This window comes from Stenotrophomonas riyadhensis, assembly GCF_040256885.1.
Lineage (GTDB): Bacteria > Pseudomonadota > Gammaproteobacteria > Xanthomonadales > Xanthomonadaceae > Stenotrophomonas > Stenotrophomonas riyadhensis.
In genome coordinates, this window is sequence record NZ_CP155568.1 from 3374419 (window position 1) to 3394402 (window position 19984).

Consider the following 19984-nt stretch of genomic DNA (forward strand, 5'->3'; position numbering starts at 1 on the left):
GGTTCGATTGTGCCGCATCGCCTGCCAAGCCCGCGTTCAGGCCGGTTCTCACCCCGTGCACGAGCGGCAGGCCACAGTGATCGCATGGCAGTCAACGACGATCTGGTGGTGCTGCGCCCGGAAGGGCTGTACTGCGCCGCCGGCGATTTCCACATCGATCCCTGGCGACCGGTAGCGCGCGCGGTCATCACCCATGGTCATGGCGATCACGCGCGCCCAGGCATGAGCGAATACCACTGCAGCGACGGCAGCCTGCCGATCCTGCGCTGGCGTCTTGGCGATGTGCCGTTGCAGGCGCATGCGGAGGGCGTACCGTTCCGCCTGGGCCAGGTGCAGGTATCCCTGCATCCGGCCGGTCACGTCCTCGGCTCTTCGCAGGTGCGCATCGACGACGGGCGGCAGGTCTGGGTGGCCTCCGGCGACTACAAGCGCCAGCCTGATCCAACCTGTGCGCCATTTGAAGTAGTGCCCTGCGATACCTTCATCACCGAAGCCACCTTCGCCCTGCCGATCTACCGCTGGCCGGACACCCCGGCGGTCGCTGCGGAGATCGTGGCGTGGCGCCGCGAATGCGAACAACGCGGCGAGGCCGCGATCCTGCTGTGCTACGCACTGGGCAAGGCGCAGCGGGTGCTGGCCGAGCTGCTGCCGCTGGATGATCGCCCGGCGTGGCTGCACGGCGCCATCGCCAATGGCGTCGCGGTCTACCGGCAGGCCGGCGTGCCGATGCTGGAGACGCTCACCGTCGCCGAACAGGGCCGTCAGCCCGATGCCGCCGGTCAGCTGATCCTCGCACCACCCTCGGCCGCCGGCACACCGTGGATGCGCCGCTTCGGCCGCCACCAGCTGGGCTTTGCCTCGGGCTGGATGCAGCTGCGCGGCAACCGGCGTCGCCGCAACGTCGATCGTGGCTTCGTCATTTCCGATCACGCCGATTGGCCTGCGCTGCTGCAGACCATTGAACAGACCGGTGCGCAGCGGGTGATCGCCACCCATGGCAATACCGACGCATTGATTCCCTACCTGCGCGAGCGCGGCGTGGCTGCCGAAGCCTTCCGTACCGATTTCGGGAGCGAGGAATGAAGGCCTTCGCCGCGCTCTACCAGCGCCTGGACCGCAGCACCGCGACACTGGACAAGCGCGCGGCGCTGGTCGACTACTTCCGCCAGGCACGTGCGCATGATGCGGCGTGGGCGCTGTACCTGCTCAGCGGCGGCAAGGTAGGCGGCGCACGCCGCAGGATCGCCGCCAGTGGCGAACTGCGCGCCTGGATTGCCGAAGAATCGGCGCTGCCACCGTGGCTGGTCGAAGACAGCTATGCGCAGGTGGGTGACCTGGCCGAAACGCTGACCCTGCTGCTGGATGATCCATCGCAGCCAGCCGCCGACCGCCCGTTGGCTGATTGGATCGAACAGCATCTGCTGGCCGTGGCCAACCAACCCGAGGCAGTACGCCGCGCTGCGGTCGTCGCCGGGTGGCGGCAGCTGTGCAGCAGCGAACGCCTGGTGTTCAACAAGCTGCTGACCGGCGCCCTGCGCGTTGGCGTTTCGCAGCGACTGGTACAGCAGGCACTGGCGGAATGGTCCGGCCTGGACATCGCACGCATCGCCCAGCGCATGCTCGGCGAGTGGGTCCCCTCGCCCGGGCTGCTGGCTCAACTGCTGTCACCGGACGAGCTGCCGTCCGACCGCCAGCAGCCCTACCCCTTCTTCCTCGCCTCCCCTCTGGAAGGCGATCCTGCCGAACGCCTCGGCGCGATCGACGACTGGCTGCTGGAATGGAAATGGGATGGCATACGCCTGCAGCTGCTGCGCCGGCGTGGCGAAGTCGCGCTGTGGTCCCGTGGCGAGGAACGACTGGATGGCCGCTTCCCCGAGATCGAGCACGCCGCGATGGCGTTGCCGGAGGGCTGCGTGCTGGACGGAGAGCTGCTGGCCTGGGACGAGACCGCCAACCTGCCGCGCGCATTCACCGCCCTGCAGACCCGCATCCAGCGTCGCAAGCCAGGAGCAGCGACTCTGCGCAACACGCCGGTACGCGTGCTCGCCTATGACCTGCTTGAACTCGATGGCGTGGACCTGCGCGAGCGTCCGTTGCGGGAACGGCGTGCACGGCTCACCGCGGTCATCGGCGCCCTGGATGATGCGCGGATCCAGCTGTCACCCGACGTTGCCGCCGACGACTGGCTGCAGGCGGCGGCGATGCGCGACGCAGCACGCGAACGCGGTGTGGAAGGACTGATGCTGAAACGGCGCGCCTCGCCCTACCAGGCCGGGCGACGCCGCGGTGACTGGTGGAAATGGAAGGTCGATCCGCTCACGATCGATGCGGTGCTCTTGTATGCACAGGCCGGCCATGGGCGACGCAGCACCCTGTATACCGACTACACCTTCGGCGTCTGGGACGGCGACACGCTGGTACCGGTGGCCAAGGCCTACTCGGGCCTGGATGACAAGGAGATCCTCGCGCTCGATCGCTGGATCCGCGCCAACACCCGCGAGCGCTTCGGTCCGGTGCGCAGCGTACGCGCCGAACAGGTCTTCGAACTGGGCTTCGAGGCGGTCAATCGCAGCAGCCGACACAAGTCCGGCATCGCCGTGCGCTTTCCACGCATCCTGCGCTGGCGCCACGACAAGCCGGCCAGCGAGGCCGACCAGCTGGCCACCCTGCAGGCGCTGGCGCGATGAACCGCAGCCAGGCACTGCGCCGGCTGGAAGACTGGTTCGCGTCGAAAGGCTGGCGCTCACTGCCGTTCCAGCGCGCGATGTGGCGGCACTATCTCGCCGGCGGCTCCGGGTTGCTGCACACGCCGACCGGCAGCGGCAAGACACTGGCCATGTTCGGTGGCCCGCTGCTGCAGGCCATGATCGACCCACCGCCCTCACCCCGCCGCGCCAGCGCGGTACGCCCGCTGCAGGTGCTGTGGGTGACGCCCCTGCGCGCGTTGGCCAGCGACACCGCGCGCGCACTGCAGGCGGTGATCAACGGGCTGGGACTGGGCTGGCGTGTCGGCCTGCGCAGTGGTGATGCCAGCAACCGCGAACGACGACAGGCGCGCGAGGGGCGCATCGACGTACTGGTCACCACGCCGGAATCACTGGCGCTGCTGCTGAGCTACCCGGATACGCTGCCGCGCATGCGCCAGCTGCGTTGCGTGGTGGTGGACGAGTGGCACGAGTTGTTGGGCAACAAGCGCGGCGTCCTGCTGCAGTTGAATCTTGCGGTGTTGCGCGATGCTGCACCTGCATTGCAGTTGTGGGGGCTTTCGGCCACGCTGGGCAACCTGGATGAGGCGCGCGACGTGCTGCTGCCCGGACAGCCCGACGCGCCGATCGTGCAGGGCGTGCGCCCGCGCGCGATCAGCGTGCGCAGCCTGCTGCCGGAACCCGGCGAACGTTTTCCGTGGGCCGGGCATCTGGGCCTGGCGCAGCTGCCGCGGGTGCTGGACGCGTTGATGCGGGCACGCAGCAGCCTGTTGTTCACCAACACCCGTGCGCAGGCAGAACTGTGGCATCAGGCGCTGGCCGCGGTCTGGCCGGAAGCCCCGGACACGCTTGCGCTGCACCACGGCTCGCTGGATCCGGCGCTGCGCCAGCAGGTCGAGGATGGCCTGCGCGCGGGGGCGTTGCGCTGCGTGGTTGCCACCTCCAGCCTCGACCTCGGCGTGGACTTCCCCGAGGTTGAGCAGGTACTGCAGCTGGGCAGCCCGAAGGGCGTGGCCCGCCTGCGCCAACGCGCGGGACGTGCACGTCACCGCCCGGGCGCCAGCGGTTCCATCCTGTGCGTGCCCAGCCATGCACTGGAACTGGCCGAATACGCCGCGGTGCGCCGTGCGTTGGCCGAAGGCGTGGTCGAAGCACGCAGGCCGCCGACGCTGTCGCTGGATGTGCTGGCCCAGCATGCGGTCAGCCGCGCCCTGGCCGGTGGCTTCGACAGCGATGCGCTGCTGGCGCAGGTACGGCGTACCCATGCCTTCGCATCTCTCGGCGACGACGCATGGCAGGCCGTGCTGACGTTCATCGTGCAGGGTGGCCAGGCCCTGGCCCAGTACCCCGATTTCCACAAGGTCGTGCGTGATGCCGACGGCTACTACCGCATGCACGACCGCCGGCAGGCACTGCGGCACCGGTTGTCTATCGGCACCATCAGCAGCGATGGCAGCGTGCGAGTGCAGTTCCTGCGCGGTGGCGGGCTCGGCGCAGTCGAGGAGCAGTTCGCCAGTCGACTGCGCCGTGGTGATCGCTTCCAGTTTGCCGGGCGCCTGCTGGAACTGGTGCAGCTGCGTGACATGACCGCCTTCGTGCGACTGGCGCGTGGACGCGGCAACGGCGTCGTGCCACGCTGGCAGGGCGGCCAGCTGCCGTTGTCAACGGCGCTCGGCCGCGAACTGGAGTGGGTCCTGTCCGGTGCCGACGACAGCGCGGAATCACGCTGGCTGGCTCCGCTGTTGGCTCTGCAGGAACAGGTGTCCGCACGCCCCGGGCCGGACCATCTGCTGGTGGAAGACGTGCGGCGCCGCGACGGCCAGTTACTGTTCGTCTATCCGTTTGCCGGCCGCCACGTTCACGAGGCACTGGCCGCGCTGCTGGCGCTGCGGCTCACGCGCCGGCAGCGCAACAGCATCGGCTATGCAGTGAACGACCACGGCCTGGTGCTGGCCCCGGCGCAGACAGTCGATCTGGAGGCGCAGCAGTGGCGGGTGCTGTTCACTGCTGATCAACTGCTCGACGATCTGCGCGCGGCGGTGAACCTGGGCGAGCTGGCGCGACGCCAGTTCCGAGGCATCGCTCGCGTCGCCGGGCTGCTGGTTCCGAGCCTGCCCGGTGGCATGCCGCGTTCGCTGCGCCAGCTGCAGGCCTCGGCCGGCCTGCTGTACGACGTACTGCGCGAGCATGATCGCGACCACCTGCTGCTGGCGTTGGCCGAGCACGAGGCCCTGCACGACAACCTGGACCTTCCCGGACTGCAGCAGGTACTGGAACGGATCGGCACGCAGTCGCTGTCGGTGCAGCGCCCTGCATCGCTCACGCCGCTGGGCTTTCCACTATGGGCAGAGCGGCTGCGCGGGCAGTTCAGCAACGAAGACTGGCGCACCCGCGTGCAGCGCGCCGCACTACAGCTGGAACGCCGCCATGGCCGATGAACTGCCGCTGCTGCTGGCCAGCGAGCCGCTGACGCTGCTTGGCTCGCGTGCGCTGTACTGGCCCGCACGGCAGGCACTGCTGATCGCCGACCTGCACCTGGGCAAGGCCGATGTGTTCCGCCGTTCCGGCATCGCGCTGCCCGGTGGCGGCACCCGCGGCGACCTTCAGCGCCTGCAGTCACTGCTGGATGCGCACACCTCTCGCGAACTCTGGATCCTGGGCGACATCTTGCATGGGCCGGTCCATCGCGCCGCGTGGTACCAGCAGTGGCTGGCATGGCGCGAACGCAATGCCACGTTGGATGTGCATGTGCTGCGCGGCAATCACGACCGGCAGCTACCGCATGCGCAGCTGCAGGTACAGATCCACGATGAGGTACGACTGCCGCCGTTCCTGCTTCGCCATGAGCCGATGCCCGATGCGGCATTGCACGTGATCGCAGGTCATCTGCATCCGCAGATCGCCTTGCCACCGTTGCGGCGACGCTTCCCTGCATTCTGGTTGCGCGAGCGCACGATGATCCTGCCGGCGTTCTCCACGTTCACCGCTGGAATCGTGCCTGCACCTGCCCACGGCGAGCGGATGATCGCGTGTGTGGAGGGGGGCCTGGTGGAACTGCCCGTGCGTTGAATCAGGCCGGGCGGACGCCCAGCACCGGCATCAGGCGGAAGTCGGGCGAGTCATCGTCACGCCGCCGCGGCAGGGCCTGGATGGCCACCAGCATTTCCTGCGCACAGGCCCGGATGCGTGCGTGATGCTCGGGCGATGCATGACTGATCAGGCTGCCGACATGGAATTCGAATACGTCCTCCAGTACGTCGGGCTGGTCCTCGTGCAGCATCTGCAGCAGACCGCGCAGCTTGCAGATTTCCGATTCCAGCTCCTCGACCGCGAACAACATGGCGTCCTCCTCTTCAACTTCAGCGGCTCATCCGGGCCGCAGCAGGCCGCAACGGCGGCGCCACCCGGGCCACGCGCGATGTTGATCACGGAAAGGAAAACGGGCGACGCGGCTGTCGCGTGCTCCCCTCTTCTCGCATATCCGCAGTGAGGCAACCGTTAATTCACGTGACGGCGAGCTTCACGCACCGGCAGTTGCGGTGATGATGCGGGTCGGTTCGGCGGCGGTCGCCAACGCGTCGATGAAGGCCGGATCCAGTGCCAGCGAGCCGAACCAGCCGTGCTGCGTGCCACTGAGCACGCGCAGCATGTGGCCACGACCACCAGGCAGGCGCCCCATCGGCCCGAGCAGTACATCGCGCGCCTTTGCCCATGCATCACGATCGGACTGGAACAACGGCGTCAGCCAGCGGCTCCAGCGCTGATAGACCGCCACATGCGCGCGTCGCTGCGCCTGGTAGGCCTGCAGCGCGACCGTGCTGCCGCCATAGGTGCGCACCGCATCGCGCAGCGCCAGCGCATCCAACAGCGCCATGTTCACCCCCTGCCCCAGCTGCGGGCTCATCGCATGCGCGGCATCACCGGCCAGTACCATGCGGCCCTGATGCCAACGCGTCATCACTGCGTCGCGATAGATCGCGCGCGCCATCTGGCCGGGGTCGCGCAGATGGGCGAAGCGTGCAGCAGCCTGCGGCCACAGCGCGTGCAGTTCCTCCAACCAGGCTGGCATGCCATCGCTCTGCCAACGCTCGAAGTCGGCACGTGGCAGGCTCCAGAAGAAGCTCAGGCGCGGCGTGTCATCACCGGGGCGCGTGCCGACGGGCAGCAGCCCGATCATCTTGCGCGCGGCCACGTAACGCTGCCGCAGCTCCTGCACGTGTGGCCAGTCCTCGGCCGGCAGCAGGCACCACAGCGCCCCCCAGGGATACACACGGTCCAGCCCGGCACCACCGGCGATGGTGCCGCGCAGCGTCGATGCGGCGCCATCGGCGGCCACCACCAGGTCGAACGGGCCATGCGTGCGCCCATCGCTGTCGCGCAGACGGCCGTGTTCGGCATCCACCTCGGTAATGGTGGTACCGGCATGCAGCTGGCCCTCGCCTGCGCGCGCCTCGTCCAACAGCGAGAACAAGGCCCCGCGCTGCATGCCCAGGCCGTGCAGGCGCGCATCCAGTCCCTCGTAGCGCATGTCCATCACCGCGCGCTCGCACGGCGTGTCGCCATACAGGCGATGCACCGGCGCGGCATGTGCGCGCACGGAATCAAGCAGGCCCATCTGCCACAGTACCTGCAGGCCGCTGGGCTGCAGCAGGAAACCGGCACCCACCGGCCCCGGCGTGGGCACGCGTTCGAAGATATCCACCTCGTGGCCGTCACGGGTGAGCAGGATGGACACTGCCTGTCCAGCGGTGCCGTAGCCGATCACGGCGATGCGCAGTCGTTCCGTCATGGCCGCATTGTGCCCGAGGCGGGTGGATCGCGAGCGGGTCGCGGGCAATCCGCGCAAAAAAAACCCCGCCGAAGCGGGGTTTTCAACGCACTGTCGAGTGGATCACTCGGCCGGCGTGATGTTCGAAGCCTGGGCACCCTTCGGGCCCTGGGTCACGTCATAGGTGACACGCTGGCCTTCCTGCAGGCTGCGGAAGCCCTTGGAGTTGATGGCGGAGAAGTGCGCGAACACGTCGGCGCTGCCATCCTCCGGCGAGATGAAGCCAAATCCCTTGGCGTCGTTGAACCACTTGACGGTACCGTTCGGCATGGTGATGCGAGACCTTATGCAATGAATGGGTGGTGTACGCTGAACCCGCGCACAAGCTGAGTATGCAAAGCTTGCTCGGGGAAGACAATCACCCCCGTGCCAATTCGCCCACCAGTTCCGGAAGTCCGTTGCCGGCCGCCTGCACGTTGGCCAGCACTTCGGCCATCGTGATCTCCTCGCCATCACCACAGCCGGCAGCCCAGTTGGCGATGATCGCCAGGCAGGCGTAATCCAGCCCCAGCTCGCGTGCCAGCGCGGCTTCCGGCATGCCGGTCATGCCCACCAGATCGCAGCCGTCGCGGCGCATACGGGCGATTTCAGCGATGGTTTCCAGGCGCGGGCCCTGTGTTGCGCCGTAGCAGCCACCGTCATGGACCGTGACGCCGGTCACTTTGGCCGCAGCCAGGATCTTGCTGCGCAGCATTGGTGTGTACGGGTGGCCGAAATCAACGTGGACCACGTCGGTGCCTTCTTCCTCACAGATCGTGCTGATGCGGCCCCAGGTGTAGTCGATGATCTGGTCCGGGCAGGCCAGCACGCGCGGACCAAAGTGTTCGGTGATGCCCCCCACCGTGTTCAACGCCAGCACGCGCTGCGCGCCCAGCTGCTGCAGCGCGGCCAGGTTGGCGCGGTAGTTGATCTTGTGCGGCGGCAGCGAATGGCCTTCGCCATGCCGCGCCAGGAACGCCACGCGATGGCCGAGCAGCGTACCAACGCGCACCGGGCCGGACGGACGGCCGAAGCGGGTGTCGACCTCGTGGGTCTGCACGTCGTCAAGCTTGGCCAGGTTGTAGACACCGGTACCGCCGATCACGGCCAGGGCGATCTGTTGCATTCGAAGCACTCCATGAAAAGACGAACGCCGGCACCCGAGGATGCCGGCGGCAGAAGAAGACGCGCCGCGGGCGGCTGCGCCGTTATTCCTTCATCGCATAGATGGCCGGCACGCAGCGCAAGGTTTCGTTGACGTCCATGCCGAAGCCGAACACGTAACGGTCCGGCAGTTCGATGCCGGCGTAGTCGGCAGTCACGTCCGGCAGCGCGCGGTCGTGCTTCTTCACCGTCATCGCGGCGATGCGCACGTCGGTCGCGCCTTGTTCCAGGCACCAGGTGCGCACGCCCTGCAGGGTGTAACCCTCGTCGAGGATATCGTCGACCAGCAGCACGCGGCGACCGAACAGCGAGGTGGCCGGCTTGTGCTTCCAGACCAGGTCGCCGCCGGTGGTTTCACCGCGGTAACGGGTGGCGTGCAGGTAATCGAACTGCACGTCCTGGCCGCGCGCGCCCAGTTCCAGCGCCAGCTGGCCGGCGAACGGCAGCGCACCGTGCATGATGGACAGGAACAGCGGCACCTCGCCCTTGTAATCGCGCGCGATGGCGTCGGCGATACCAGCGATGGCCTTGTCGATGGTGGGGCGGTCGACCAGCAGGTCAGCCTGGGCCAGGGCCTGGGAAATGGTGAGGTTGGGCATCAGACGGTTCTTCCAAGGGTTTCAAGCAGACGGGATTGGGTGTCGCCATGGCGGGCATCGGCCAGCAGGCCGTCCCAGCCGAGCGCGCCGCGGCCCAGCAGGCCCAGCAGCGCAGCAGTATTGAGGGAGCGTCCCTGCACCGCGTGCAGGGCTTCATCGACCAGTTCCGGGTGGCAGACCAGCACCACGTCGCAGCCGGCATCCAGATGCGCGTGCACGCGCGCCGGCACGCCGCCCGCACTGTGCGAGGCAGCCATGCCGATGTCATCGGAGAACACCACGCCGCGGAACCCGAGCTCGCCGCGCAGGATGTCCTGGATCCAGCGCGGCGAATAGCCGGCCGGTTCCGGTGCCACTTGTGGATAGATCACGTGCGCCATCATCACCGCGTCGGCACCGGCGGCGATGCCGGCCTGGAACGGAACCAGGTCCTGCGCGCGCAGCTCGTCCAGCGCACGCGGGTCGATCGCGGTATCCACGTGGGTATCTTCCAGCACTGTGCCATGGCCGGGGAAATGCTTGAGCGTGGCAGCCATGCCGACCGCATGCATGCCGCGCACGTAGGCGGCGGTGAACGCGGCCACCACCTGCGGGTCTTCACTGAAGGCGCGGTTGCCGATGGCGCGGTTGCCACGGCCAAGGTCGACCACCGGCGCGAAGCTCAGGTCCAGGCCACTGGCGCGCACTTCGCTGGCCATCAGCCAGGCGTGCTGCTCGGCCAGCGTCAGCGCCTGCTGCGGATCGGTGGCGTACAGCGCCCCGATGTCCTGCAGCGGCGGCAGCTCGCTGTAGCCCTCGCGGAAACGCTGCACGCGACCGCCTTCCTGGTCCACGCAGATCAGCTGCGGGCGCGGCGCGGCGGCGCGGATCGCCGCGCTCAGATCGGTTACCTGCTGGCGCGAAGCGAAGTTGCGCTTGAACAGCACCACCCCGGCCACGGCATCGTGCTGCAGCCAGTCACGTTCCTGGGCAGTCAGTTCAGTGCCGGCAACGCCGATCAGCAGCATGGTCGATCTCCACAACGCGCGCCCGCATGGCGCAGTGCCGCATTGTCGCAGAACCGGCCGACAGGCGCAGTGGTCAGAAAAAGGGGACGGAGGGGATTAAGACGTATCCAGCCCACGGGGCCGATTGCGGCTTAATCCCCTCCGTCCCCTTTTCGGGTGCGATCAGACCTTGCAGCCGTCCGGGCCGCAGGCCTCGTCTCCGTCAGCCGGGGCCGCAGGCGCGCCCTGTTCGGCCGCGATCTGGCGCAGGGCGTTGGCGAAGGCCTCGGGGGGCTGCGCCCCGGAAATGGCCCACTTCCCATCGATGACGAAGGTCGGCACCGAAGAAACGCCCAATGCGTGGGCCTGCGCCAGCTTGGCTTCAACCTCGGCCAGGCCGCGGTCGGAGGCCAGCATCTGGGTGATTTCGCCTGCGTCGAGGCCCCCCGTCACGCCCGCCTTGATCAGCACCGAGGGGTCCGCCAGGTTCTGGCCGTGCTCGAAGTGGGCGCGGAACAGCGCCTCCCCGACCGCGTCCTGCACGCCGTGCTGGCCGGCCAGCCACAGCACCCGGTGCGCCGGCAGCGTGGTCACCCGCACCTGGCCCCGGCTGAAGTCCATCGGCAGGCCTTCCGCACGCGCCGTGGTCTGGGTCTGGCCGAGGATCTGCTCGGTGCGCTCGACGCCACCGAACTTGCGCACATAAGCCTCGCGCAGCGGCACCGGGGTGTCGTCCGCGTCCGGGTCCAGCTGGAACGGCTGCCAGTGGATATCGAGTTCAGGCGCATTGGCGCCCAGCAACTGCACACCCTGCTGGAAACGATGCTTGCCGATCCAGCACCAGGGGCAGACCACGTCGGAGTAGATGTCGATTCTCATCCACACGACATGGGGCCCCTCCCCCACGATAAAAGGGGACGGAGGGGATTAAGTCGTTTTCAGCACAGGCGGGGTAAAGACGACTTAATCCCCTCCGTCCCCTTTTTGGAATTTCACCACTGTGAATAGGGGTGACTGGCCAAGGCGACGTTGTAGTAGCGGGCGTCGTCGGTGACTTCCGCGCCGGCCCAGTCTGGCAGGTCGATCGCCTGGTCGGCGCTGTCCAGTTCGACTTCGGCCACGATCAGGCCGGCGTTGTCGCCGAGGAACTCGTCCACTTCCCAGGTCAGGCCGGCGTGCTCGACCAGATGGCGGCGCTTGTCGATCAGGCCACCCACGCACAGCGCCAGCAGCGCGCGCGCGTCCTCCACCGGAATCGGGTAATCGAATTCCTGCCGGGTGTGGCCGATGGTGCGCGACTTCAGGTTCAGCGCCGCATGGTCGCCCTCGATACGCACGCGCACCGAGGCGTTCTGGGTGCCGCGATCCAGCGCGCCCATGTCGTTGATGTAGCCCTGCGCCATCGGGATCACCCGGTGCGCAGCGGATCGCCAGCCATCGTTGATGACCAGGAATTTGCGTTCGATTTCAATGCCCATGGCGCGATTATGCGCCATGGGTGATGACAGACGCTCAGCGCTTCTCGAACACCGCGATGCTTTCCACGTGCGCGGTGTGCGGGAACATGTCCATCGCACCGGCGCTGACCAGGGTGAAGCCCTGCTCATTGACCAGATAGCCGGCATCGCGCGCCAGCGAGCCCGGGTGGCAGCTGACATAGACGATGCGCTTGAACTGCTTCAGCGGCAGCTGCTGCAGCACCTCGATCGCGCCCGAGCGCGGCGGGTCCAGCAGCAGCTTGTCGAAGCCCTGGCGCATCCACGCGGTGCTGCGCTGGTCCTGGGTCAGGTCGGCACTGAAGAACTGGGCATTGGCCAGGCCATTGCGCTCGGCATTCTCACGGGCACGCGCGACAAGGCCGGCATCACCTTCCACGCCGACCACTTCGCGCACACGGCGGGCCAGCGGCAGGGTGAAATTGCCCAGGCCGCAGAACAGATCCAGCACACGCTCGTCCTCACCCGGCTCAAGCAGGTCCAGGGCGTGGGCAATCATCTTCTCGTTGAGCTTGGCGTTGACCTGGATGAAGTCCAGCGGGCGGAACGCCAGCTCGACGTCCCACGGCGCCAGCCGGAACGACAGCGGCACGCCCTGCCCGTCCAGCGGCTGCACGGTGTCCACGCCACCGGACTGCAGGTAGATCACGAAGCCATGCTGCTGGCCGAAATCGGCCCAGGCCGCACGGTCGGCATCACTCAGCGGCTGCAGATGGCGCACGGTCAGGACCACGGCCTGGTCACCGGCAATGAATTCGATCTGCGGAATGTCACGCTTGCCATCGAGCGACTCGATGAAGGTGGACAGCGCCTCGACCTTGGTGCCGATCTCGGGGATCACGGTCAGGCACTGGCTGAGGTCGGCGACGAAGCGCGGATCCTGTTCACGGAAGCCGACCAGGGTCTTGTCCTTCTTCTCGACCCGGCGCACCGAGAAGCGGCCCTTGCGGCGGTAACCCCAGCTCTCGCCGACCAGCGGCGCCAGCACGGTGCCCGGCTTCACGTGGCCGATCCGCTCCAGGTTGTCCATCAGCACGCGCTGCTTGGCGACAATCTGCTGGTCTTCGTCCAGGTGCTGCAGCACGCAGCCAGCGCAGGTACCGAAGTGCGGACACTTCGGAGTCACGCGCTGCGGCGAGGCCTGCAGCACCTCCACCGTGCGTGCCTCGTCGAAATGTCGGCTGCGGGCGGTCTGTTCCGCCATGACCACCTCACCCGGCAGGGCGCCGCTGATGAAGGTGACCTTGCCGCCTTCACCTTCACGGCGGGCGACGCCGCGACCATCATGGCTGAGGTCGAGGATCTCGGTCTGGAACGGGGTACGGTCGATGCGGGAGCGGGATCGGGCCACGTGGCAACAGGCTGCGGGCAAAAATGGGGGCGTATTGTCGCAGATCCTGACTGGCAGGATCGGGACCCGCTTGCGCCCGCCGCCGCTGTGCTTGATGATTGGGCCAGCTGACATGGAGGCAGCCCTGATGCAGATGACCCCGCGGGCCAGCCGGCCTCGCTTCCTGCTTGTCGAGGACGACATCATCAGCCGCGGTTTTTTCAAGGCGGCGTTGGAAACGTTACCGGCGGACGTGGATACCGCAGATTCCCTGGCCAGTGCGCTGGCGAGCGCGGAGCCCGGCGCGCATGACCTGTGGCTGATCGACGTCAACCTACCCGACGGCAATGGCGCGCAGCTGCTGCGCCAACTGCGCCGTTCACACCCTGATACTCCCGCGTTGGCGCATACCGCCGACGGCGACACCTCCATTCATGCCCGGCTGCGCGAAGCCGGGTTCAGCGACACCCTGGTCAAACCCCTCGGCCGCGACCAGCTGCTGAAGGCCGTGCGCCGCGCGCTGGTGAACAGCCCGGCGGGGATCGTCATGGCACAGGCGCCAGCGGCGGTCGAGCTGCAGGTGCAGGACTGGGACGAGACTGCGGCATTGGCCGCGCTCAATGGCCAGCGCAACCACCTGATCGCCCTGCGCGAGCTGTTCTTGGCCGAGCTGCCGGGCGTACGCGATGCGGTCGAGCAGGCGGTGGACCAGCACGACGAGCGGCAGCTGCGCAGCCAATTGCACCGGTTGCAGGCAAGCTGCGGCTTCGTGGGCGCGGCACGTTTGGCCCGTGCGGTGCGCCAGTTGCATCATGCGCCGGAGTCCGGGCAGGCCCAAGCGGGGTTCCGCGACGCGGTGGCTGCCCTGCTGCATTGAGGGGTGTTCGGCAGGGCTGCGCCCTGCACCTGCCGAGGCTTTCAAGCCGGAGCAACACCAAGGGCCAGAGCCAGATCGGCTCTGGCTTTCTGCTTGTTGGGCGGGGCGGTGTGGATTGGCAGGACACACCGTAAACCCGTCCCTGGGGGCTCGATGGCGCCATCCATGGCGCCAACGGTCCTGCCAACCCACATCGGCCCACCCCCGACAGATTCCCGGTGACGGCTGGTAGATCCACGCCATGCGTGGATGAATCTCAATCGGAATCAAATATTTCGAATTGAAATCGAAACGCATCCACGCATGGCGTGGCTCTACTGTGTCGACCAAGGTCGACACCCACCAGAGCAGAGTGCCGTTCCGACAGCTCGCGAGAAACTGTCGAAGGCGGGGTGGGTCCGGTTGCGGGGGCGTGAGCCGCATGGATGCGGCGACCGAGCTTACAGGGACGTACTTGCAGCGGCCCCCGCAACCGGACCCACCCCGCCTACCCACGGATAGCCAGCTTTTGCAATTGACGTTGACGTTGATTCGGCGGGTGCAGGGCTGCAAGCCCTGCCGAAGCCCCCCCTACCTGCGGGGCGCGAGCTGCTCGAGCATTTCCCAGGACTTCAGGCCGCGCGGCCCCAGGTGATGGGCCAACACCCGCCGCATCGGCAGGCGCAGGCTGGCCAGGTCGGCGGCATCGGGCTCTTCGTCGGCGGCCAGCGCCAGCAGCGCAGAACCCGTCGCGGCCGCCCGGCGTTCCCCACCGCGCTCGCTGAGCAGGCGCTGCGCGCCTTCCTGTGGGTCCAGTTCGTAGCGCGCGGCCGGGTCGATCGGCTGGCCGTCGCTGGCGCTGTCCAGATCGAAACCCAGGCCCAGCGCGGACAGCAGCTCGCGTTCAAACCGGCGCAGGGTCCAGGCCAGGCCCGCCCCCACTCCCAGCCGCGCGCGTGCCTCGCCGTAGGCCAGGTAAAGCTCCGGCAGCGGGTCCTGGCGCGGGGCCAGGCGCAGGGTCAGCTCACTCAGGTAGAAGCCGGCCAGCATCGCCTGGCCGACCAGGCGCGGGGCCGCGTCCAGTGCCTCGGCGCCGCGCAGCTGGGCAAGCTCGCCACGTTGCTGGGCACTGAAGCGGATCCACTGCAGCGGTTGCAGGGCGGCGCGCAGCACCTGGCCCTTGGCAGTGGACACGCCGCGCGCGAGCAGGCCGATACGGCCATGCTGCGCGCTCAACACTTCGACCAGCAGGCTGGTCTCGCGATAGGCCCGTGCATGCAGCACGAAGCCGGTGTCGTCCTCGATCAGCATCGAAGCGACCGTTCCGGGTTACTCGTAACCGAAGGCCTTCAGTGCGGCCTCGTCGTCGGACCAGCCTTCACGCACGCGTACCCAGGTCTCGAGGAACACCTTGGCGCCGAACAGACGCTCCATCTGCAGGCGCGACTTGGCCCCGATTTCCTTCAGGCGGGTGCCGCCCTTGCCGATCACGATCGCCTTCTGGCCTTCGCGCTCGACCCAGATCACCGCACCGATGCGCAGCAGGTTGCCGTCCTCGGTGAAGCGCTCGATCTCCACCGTGGTGGCGTACGGCAGTTCCTCGCCGAGCTGGCGCATCAGCTGCTCGCGCACCAGTTCACCGGCCAGGAAACGCTGGCTGCGGTCGGTGATCTCGTCCTCGCCGAACATCGGCGGGGCTTCCGGCAGCAGCTTGAGCACGTCACGCACCAGCGCTTCCAGGCCGTTGCGCTTCTGCGCCGAGATCGGGTGCACGGCGGCGAAATCGCGGCCTTCGGTCACCTGCTGCAGGAACGGCAGCAGCGCGCCCTTTTCCTTCAGGCGGTCGATCTTGTTGACCACCAGCACCACCGGGATGCCGGCGTCGCGCAGCACGTTGAAGGCCAGGCTGTCCTCTTCGTCCCAGCGCCCGGCTTCGATCACCAGCAGGCCGGCATCGACGCCTTCCAGCGAACCGCGCGCGGCGCGGTTCATCACCCGGTTCATCGCCCGCTTCTGCACCTTGTGCAGGCCGGGGGTGTCGACCAGCACCAGCTGGCCTTCCGGATAAGTGGCGATGCCCAGCAGGCGATGGCGCGTGGTCTGCGGGCGGTTGGAAACGATGCTGACCTTGGCGCCGACCAGGGCATTGGTCAGGGTCGATTTGCCCACGTTCGGGCGGCCGATGACGGCCACGCTGCCGCAATGATGGGGAGTTTGTTCGCTCACTTGGAATCCAGTTGTTCTAGGACGGCCGCAGCCGCCTGTTGTTCGGCAAGCCGCCGCGAGGCGCCTTCGCCCTCGGTGCTGGCGGCCGGGTCGGCTACGATGCAGCGTACCCGGAAGTGTTTGGCATGGTCGTCACCGGATTCTGACACCAGTTCATACTGCGGCAACGCCTTCTGTCGGGCCTGCAGCCATTCCTGCAGGCGGGTCTTGGGGTCCTTCTCGGGCCGGCCGGAGGCCGGCAGTGCCTCGATCGAAGCGCTGAACCAGGGCAGTACCACCGCCCGGCAGGCCTCGAAGCCGGCATCCAGGTAGATCGCGGCCACCACGGCTTCCACCGCGTCGGCCAGGATCGAGTCGCGACGATGACCGCCGGACTTCATTTCGCCCGGGCCCAGGGTCAGCCGCTCGCCCAGTTCCAGGGTGCGCCCGATCACCGCCAGCGCGCCTTCACGCACCAGCTCGGCACGGGCACGGGTCATCGCCCCTTCGTCAGCCTTGGGCCAGCGCCGGTACAACGCCTCGGCCGCCATCATGTTGACGATGCTGTCGCCGAGGAACTCCAGGCGCTCGTTGTGCGGCGCGCCGGCACTGCGATGGGTCAGCGCCTGCTTGAGCAGGGCCGGATCGCGGAAAGGATGACCGATCAGGTCGCCACGTTGGATGAATTTACTGGGCACCGCTTCGTGTCAGGTCCTGGGAAGAATCGAATTTGCCAACCACATCGAGGTTGCCGATCAGCGGGCGACGCACTTCGTAGTTGACCTTGAGGGTCCAGCCATTGTCGCGACGATCGAACTTCACGTTGGCCGGCTTCACATTTTCCGAGTAGTTGATGTACAGGCGCTTGAAGAACAGATCCTGGATCCGTGAGGGCTCCATGCTGCCTACGCCCGGCTCGTTGGCCAGGCTCTTCATCGCCGAGCGCACGGCGTAGTACTCCTGGTACATCGGGAACAGCTTCATGCCGATGTAGAGGAAGAACCCGACCACGATCAGGACCGTCAGGAACGAGGTCAGGGTCATGCCGCGCTGCGTGTTCATCGTCTTCATTGCGTTCTCCCCAGATACGCGTTGGATGTGAAAGTGCTCAGTTGATGCCCGATCAGTTGATGCTCGAACCGATCCGCGACGGCTCGAAGCCATCCTTGCAGAACCAGCCCTGGCAGTTCAGCCAGATCAGGAACGCCTTGCCGCGCAGGTTCTCTTCCGGCAGCAGGCCCCAGAAACGGCCGTCGTCGCTGTTGTCGCGGTTGTCGCCCATCACCAGGTACTTGCCGGCCGGCACGGTCCATTGACCCTGGCCACGCGGGTAATCGGTCTCCAGCACGGTGTGGGTACGGCCCGGCAGGTGCTCGACCAGCAGGTTTGCGCCCTCGCCCTGGCCCTTGTGGCCGGCGTAGATACCCTTGTTGTCGTACTTCAGCGGCTCACCGTTGAGGATCACGCCGTCGCCTTCGAAGACCACGGTGTCGCCCGGCACGCCGATCACGCGCTTGATGAAGTTCTCGCCCTTGGCCGGGTCGTTGTCGCTGTGGCCGGGGAAGTGGAACACCACCACGTCGCCACGCGATGGCTCGCCGAACGGCACGATCTTGGTGTTGCTGATCGGCAGGCGCAGGCCGTAGGAGAACTTGTTGACCAGGATGAAATCGCCGATCAGCAGGTTCGGCATCATCGAGCTGGACGGGATCTTGTACGGCTCGGCGATGAAACTGCGCACGATCAGCACGATCGCCAGCACCGGGAAGAACGCACGCGAGTAATCCACCAGCACCGGCTCGGAATCGAGCAGGCCCGCGCGCTGGGCGCGACGCTTGGCGAGATACAGCTTGTCCGCGAGCAGGATCAGGCCCGAGGCCAGGGTCAGCACGACCAGGAGGATCTCAAACAGTTTCATTCAGGGTCCTTTGCAACGTCACCAGACGACCGGCCCCGCGGGGCCGGTGCGGGCTTACTTGTTGTCCATCTGCAGGACGGCCAGGAACGCTTCCTGCGGAATCTCCACGCGTCCGACCTGCTTCATGCGCTTCTTGCCTTCCTTCTGCTTTTCCAGAAGCTTCTTCTTGCGCGAAACGTCGCCACCATAGCACTTGGCCAGCACGTTCTTGCGCATGGCCTTGACCGTGGTACGGGCGATGATCTGCGAGCCGACGGCGGCCTGGATGGCCACGTCGAACATCTGGCGCGGGATCAGGTCCTTCATCTTCTCGCACAGCTCGCGGCCGCGGCGGTCGGCATGGCTGCGGTGCACGATCAGCGACAGCGCATCGACCTTGTCGCCGTTGATCAGCACGTCCACGCGCACGAACGGGCCCGCGTCGAAGCGCACGAAGTGGTAGTCCAGCGAGGCATAGCCGCGGCTGACCGACTTCAGCTTGTCGAAGAAGTCCAGCACCACTTCCGCCATCGGCAGCTCGTAGCTGATCTGCACCTGGCTGCCCAGGTAGTTGATGCCGATCTGGCTGCCGCGCTTCTCTTCGCACAGTTTGATGATGTTGCCGATGTACTCCTCGGGGGTGAGTACGTTGGCACGGATGATCGGCTCGCGGATCTCCTCGACCTGGTTCACCGGCGGCAGCTTGGCCGGGTTGTCCATGTTGATGATCGAGCCATCGGTCTTCAGGACTTCATACACCACCGTCGGCGCGGTGCTGATCAGGTCCAGGTTGTATTCGCGCTCCAGGCGCTCCTGCACGATTTCCATGTGCAGCATGCCGAGGAAGCCGCAGCGGAAGCCGAAGCCCATCGCCTCGGAGCTTTCCGGCTCGAAACGCAGCGCGGCATCGTTCAGGCGCAGCTTGTCCAGCGCTTCGCGCAGGTCCGGGTAGTCCTCGGCGTCGACCGGGAACAGGCCGGCGAACACGCGCGGCTGCATTTCCTGGAAACCCGGCAGCGGCTTCGGCGCCGGGTCGCCGGCCAGGGTCAGGGTGTCGCCGACCGGCGCACCGTGCACGTCCTTGATGCTGGCAGTGACCCAGCCCACTTCGCCAGCCTTCAGCGCCGGCAGCACCTTGCGCTTCGGGGTGAACACACCGACGTTGTCGACCTGGTGGTTGCGGCCGGTGGACATCACCTGCAGCTTGTCACCGGCCTTGATCTCGCCCTGCATCACGCGCACCAGCGAGACCACGCCCAGGTAATTGTCGAACCAGGAGTCGATGATCAGCGCCTGCAGCTTCTCGGTGTCGCGCGGCTTCGGCGGCGGGATGCGATGCACGATCGCTTCCAGCACGTCCTGCACGTTCAGCCCGGTCTTGGCGCTGACCGGCACGGCGTCGGAGGCATCGATGCCGATCACGGCCTCGATCTCGGCCTTGGCGCGCTCGATGTCCGCGGTCGGCAGGTCGATCTTGTTGATCACCGGCACCACTTCCAGGCCCTGCTCCACGGCGGTGTAGCAGTTGGCCACCGACTGCGCTTCCACGCCCTGGGCGGCATCGACCACCAGCAGCGCGCCTTCGCAGGCGGCCAGCGAGCGGCTGACTTCATAGGAGAAGTCGACGTGGCCGGGGGTGTCGATGAAGTTCAGGTGGTAGGTCTGCCCGTCCTTGGCCAGGTACGGCAGCGACACCGACTGCGCCTTGATCGTGATGCCACGCTCGCGCTCGATCGGGTTGGAGTCGAGCACCTGCGCTTCCATCTCGCGGGCCTGCAGGCCACCACAGAGCTGGATGATGCGGTCGGCCAGCGTGGACTTGCCGTGGTCGACATGGGCGATGATGGAGAAGTTGCGGATGTTCCGCATCGAATCAGAAGACATAGGTGGCGGCGGCGCGCGGCGTCGTCAGGGTAACGGTCGATTATCGCACGCCCGG

20 protein-coding genes are annotated in these 19984 nt (G+C 67.1%); 5 read left to right on the forward strand and 15 right to left on the reverse strand.

The window, feature by feature from the left end; genetic code table 11:
• Positions 1-84: 84 nt before the first annotated feature.
• From SriyCCGPB3_RS15775 to pdeM, 4 genes are read left to right on the forward strand one after another with little or no spacing between them, the layout of a single operon-like run.
• Entirely contained in the window at positions 85-1083 is a 999-nt protein-coding gene (locus SriyCCGPB3_RS15775; protein ID WP_350259484.1) for a ligase-associated DNA damage response exonuclease, read from the forward strand.
• Complete coding sequence (locus SriyCCGPB3_RS15780) at positions 1080-2687, forward strand: ATP-dependent DNA ligase (RefSeq protein WP_350259485.1); 1608 nt, start codon at positions 1080-1082, stop codon at positions 2685-2687. The genes SriyCCGPB3_RS15775 and SriyCCGPB3_RS15780 overlap by 4 nt, the downstream gene beginning before the upstream one ends.
• The gene (locus tag SriyCCGPB3_RS15785; protein WP_350259486.1) at positions 2684-5143 is read left to right on the forward strand and encodes a ligase-associated DNA damage response DEXH box helicase; all 2460 of its coding nucleotides are present in this window, start codon (positions 2684-2686) and stop codon (positions 5141-5143) included. The genes SriyCCGPB3_RS15780 and SriyCCGPB3_RS15785 overlap by 4 nt, the downstream gene beginning before the upstream one ends.
• A complete protein-coding gene (gene pdeM, locus SriyCCGPB3_RS15790) occupies positions 5133-5774 on the forward strand; it encodes a ligase-associated DNA damage response endonuclease PdeM (RefSeq protein ID WP_153855772.1) in 642 nt (213 codons plus the stop codon). The genes SriyCCGPB3_RS15785 and pdeM overlap by 11 nt, the downstream gene beginning before the upstream one ends.
• A 1-nt stretch (position 5775) precedes the next feature.
• Here pdeM and SriyCCGPB3_RS15795 read toward each other — a convergent pair whose 3' ends face one another.
• From SriyCCGPB3_RS15795 to rlmD, 9 genes are all read right to left on the reverse strand, one after another.
• Positions 5776-6045, reverse strand: coding sequence for a hypothetical protein (locus SriyCCGPB3_RS15795; RefSeq protein ID WP_110713117.1), 270 nt, complete (start codon positions 6043-6045; stop codon positions 5776-5778).
• Between the two features lie 180 nt (positions 6046-6225).
• On the reverse strand, positions 6226-7494 hold the full coding sequence (locus SriyCCGPB3_RS15800) for an FAD-dependent oxidoreductase (RefSeq protein ID WP_350259487.1): 1269 nt from the start codon (positions 7492-7494) through the stop codon (positions 6226-6228).
• A 102-nt stretch (positions 7495-7596) separates the two neighbouring features.
• Positions 7597-7803, reverse strand: coding sequence for a cold-shock protein (locus tag SriyCCGPB3_RS15805; protein WP_005410590.1), 207 nt, complete (start codon positions 7801-7803; stop codon positions 7597-7599).
• 88 nt (positions 7804-7891) lie between these two features.
• Positions 7892-8638, reverse strand: a complete 747-nt coding sequence (locus tag SriyCCGPB3_RS15810) for an S-methyl-5'-thioinosine phosphorylase (RefSeq protein WP_010482830.1) — start codon at positions 8636-8638, stop codon at positions 7892-7894.
• An 82-nt stretch (positions 8639-8720) separates the two neighbouring features.
• Complete coding sequence (locus tag SriyCCGPB3_RS15815) at positions 8721-9275, reverse strand: hypoxanthine-guanine phosphoribosyltransferase (protein WP_005410592.1); 555 nt, start codon at positions 9273-9275, stop codon at positions 8721-8723.
• Positions 9275-10282 (reverse strand): beta-N-acetylhexosaminidase, encoded by a 1008-nt coding sequence (nagZ, locus tag SriyCCGPB3_RS15820; RefSeq protein WP_350259488.1) that lies wholly within the window; start codon positions 10280-10282, stop codon positions 9275-9277. The genes SriyCCGPB3_RS15815 and nagZ overlap by 1 nt, the downstream gene beginning before the upstream one ends.
• Positions 10283-10444: 162 nt before the next feature.
• Entirely contained in the window at positions 10445-11140 is a 696-nt protein-coding gene (locus SriyCCGPB3_RS15825) for a DsbA family oxidoreductase (RefSeq protein WP_180848001.1), read from the reverse strand.
• A 113-nt stretch (positions 11141-11253) separates the two neighbouring features.
• Positions 11254-11739 carry a CYTH domain-containing protein gene (locus SriyCCGPB3_RS15830; RefSeq protein ID WP_110713123.1) on the reverse strand — a complete coding sequence of 162 codons (486 nt, stop codon included), beginning with the start codon at positions 11737-11739 and terminating at the stop codon, positions 11254-11256.
• Positions 11740-11773: 34 nt separating this feature from the next.
• Positions 11774-13108, reverse strand: coding sequence for a 23S rRNA (uracil(1939)-C(5))-methyltransferase RlmD (rlmD, locus tag SriyCCGPB3_RS15835; RefSeq protein ID WP_110713124.1), 1335 nt, complete (start codon positions 13106-13108; stop codon positions 11774-11776).
• Between the two features lie 127 nt (positions 13109-13235).
• Here rlmD and SriyCCGPB3_RS15840 point away from each other — a divergent pair, with 127 nt between their 5' ends.
• The gene (locus SriyCCGPB3_RS15840) at positions 13236-13964 is read left to right on the forward strand and encodes a response regulator (protein ID WP_110714364.1); all 729 of its coding nucleotides are present in this window, start codon (positions 13236-13238) and stop codon (positions 13962-13964) included.
• 570 nt (positions 13965-14534) lie between these two features.
• Here the strand turns inward: SriyCCGPB3_RS15840 and recO are convergent.
• The 6 genes from recO to lepA are packed head-to-tail and all read right to left on the reverse strand — an operon-like array spanning position 14535 to position 19914.
• Positions 14535-15254 carry a DNA repair protein RecO gene (gene recO, locus SriyCCGPB3_RS15845; protein ID WP_110713126.1) on the reverse strand — a complete coding sequence of 240 codons (720 nt, stop codon included), beginning with the start codon at positions 15252-15254 and terminating at the stop codon, positions 14535-14537.
• A gap of 18 nt (positions 15255-15272) precedes the next feature.
• Positions 15273-16169, reverse strand: a complete 897-nt coding sequence (gene era, locus SriyCCGPB3_RS15850) for a GTPase Era (RefSeq protein WP_093999747.1) — start codon at positions 16167-16169, stop codon at positions 15273-15275.
• Positions 16166-16846 carry a ribonuclease III gene (gene rnc, locus SriyCCGPB3_RS15855; RefSeq protein ID WP_088026761.1) on the reverse strand — a complete coding sequence of 227 codons (681 nt, stop codon included), beginning with the start codon at positions 16844-16846 and terminating at the stop codon, positions 16166-16168. Before rnc ends, era begins: the two co-directional genes overlap by 4 nt.
• Entirely contained in the window at positions 16836-17219 is a 384-nt protein-coding gene (locus SriyCCGPB3_RS15860; protein WP_110713127.1) for a DUF4845 domain-containing protein, read from the reverse strand. Before SriyCCGPB3_RS15860 ends, rnc begins: the two co-directional genes overlap by 11 nt.
• Positions 17220-17271: 52 nt before the next feature.
• A complete protein-coding gene (gene lepB, locus SriyCCGPB3_RS15865) occupies positions 17272-18066 on the reverse strand; it encodes a signal peptidase I (RefSeq protein WP_014038087.1) in 795 nt (264 codons plus the stop codon).
• 54 nt (positions 18067-18120) lie between these two features.
• Complete coding sequence (gene lepA, locus SriyCCGPB3_RS15870) at positions 18121-19914, reverse strand: translation elongation factor 4 (RefSeq protein WP_049463329.1); 1794 nt, start codon at positions 19912-19914, stop codon at positions 18121-18123.
• Between the last annotated feature and the right edge of the window lie 70 nt (positions 19915-19984).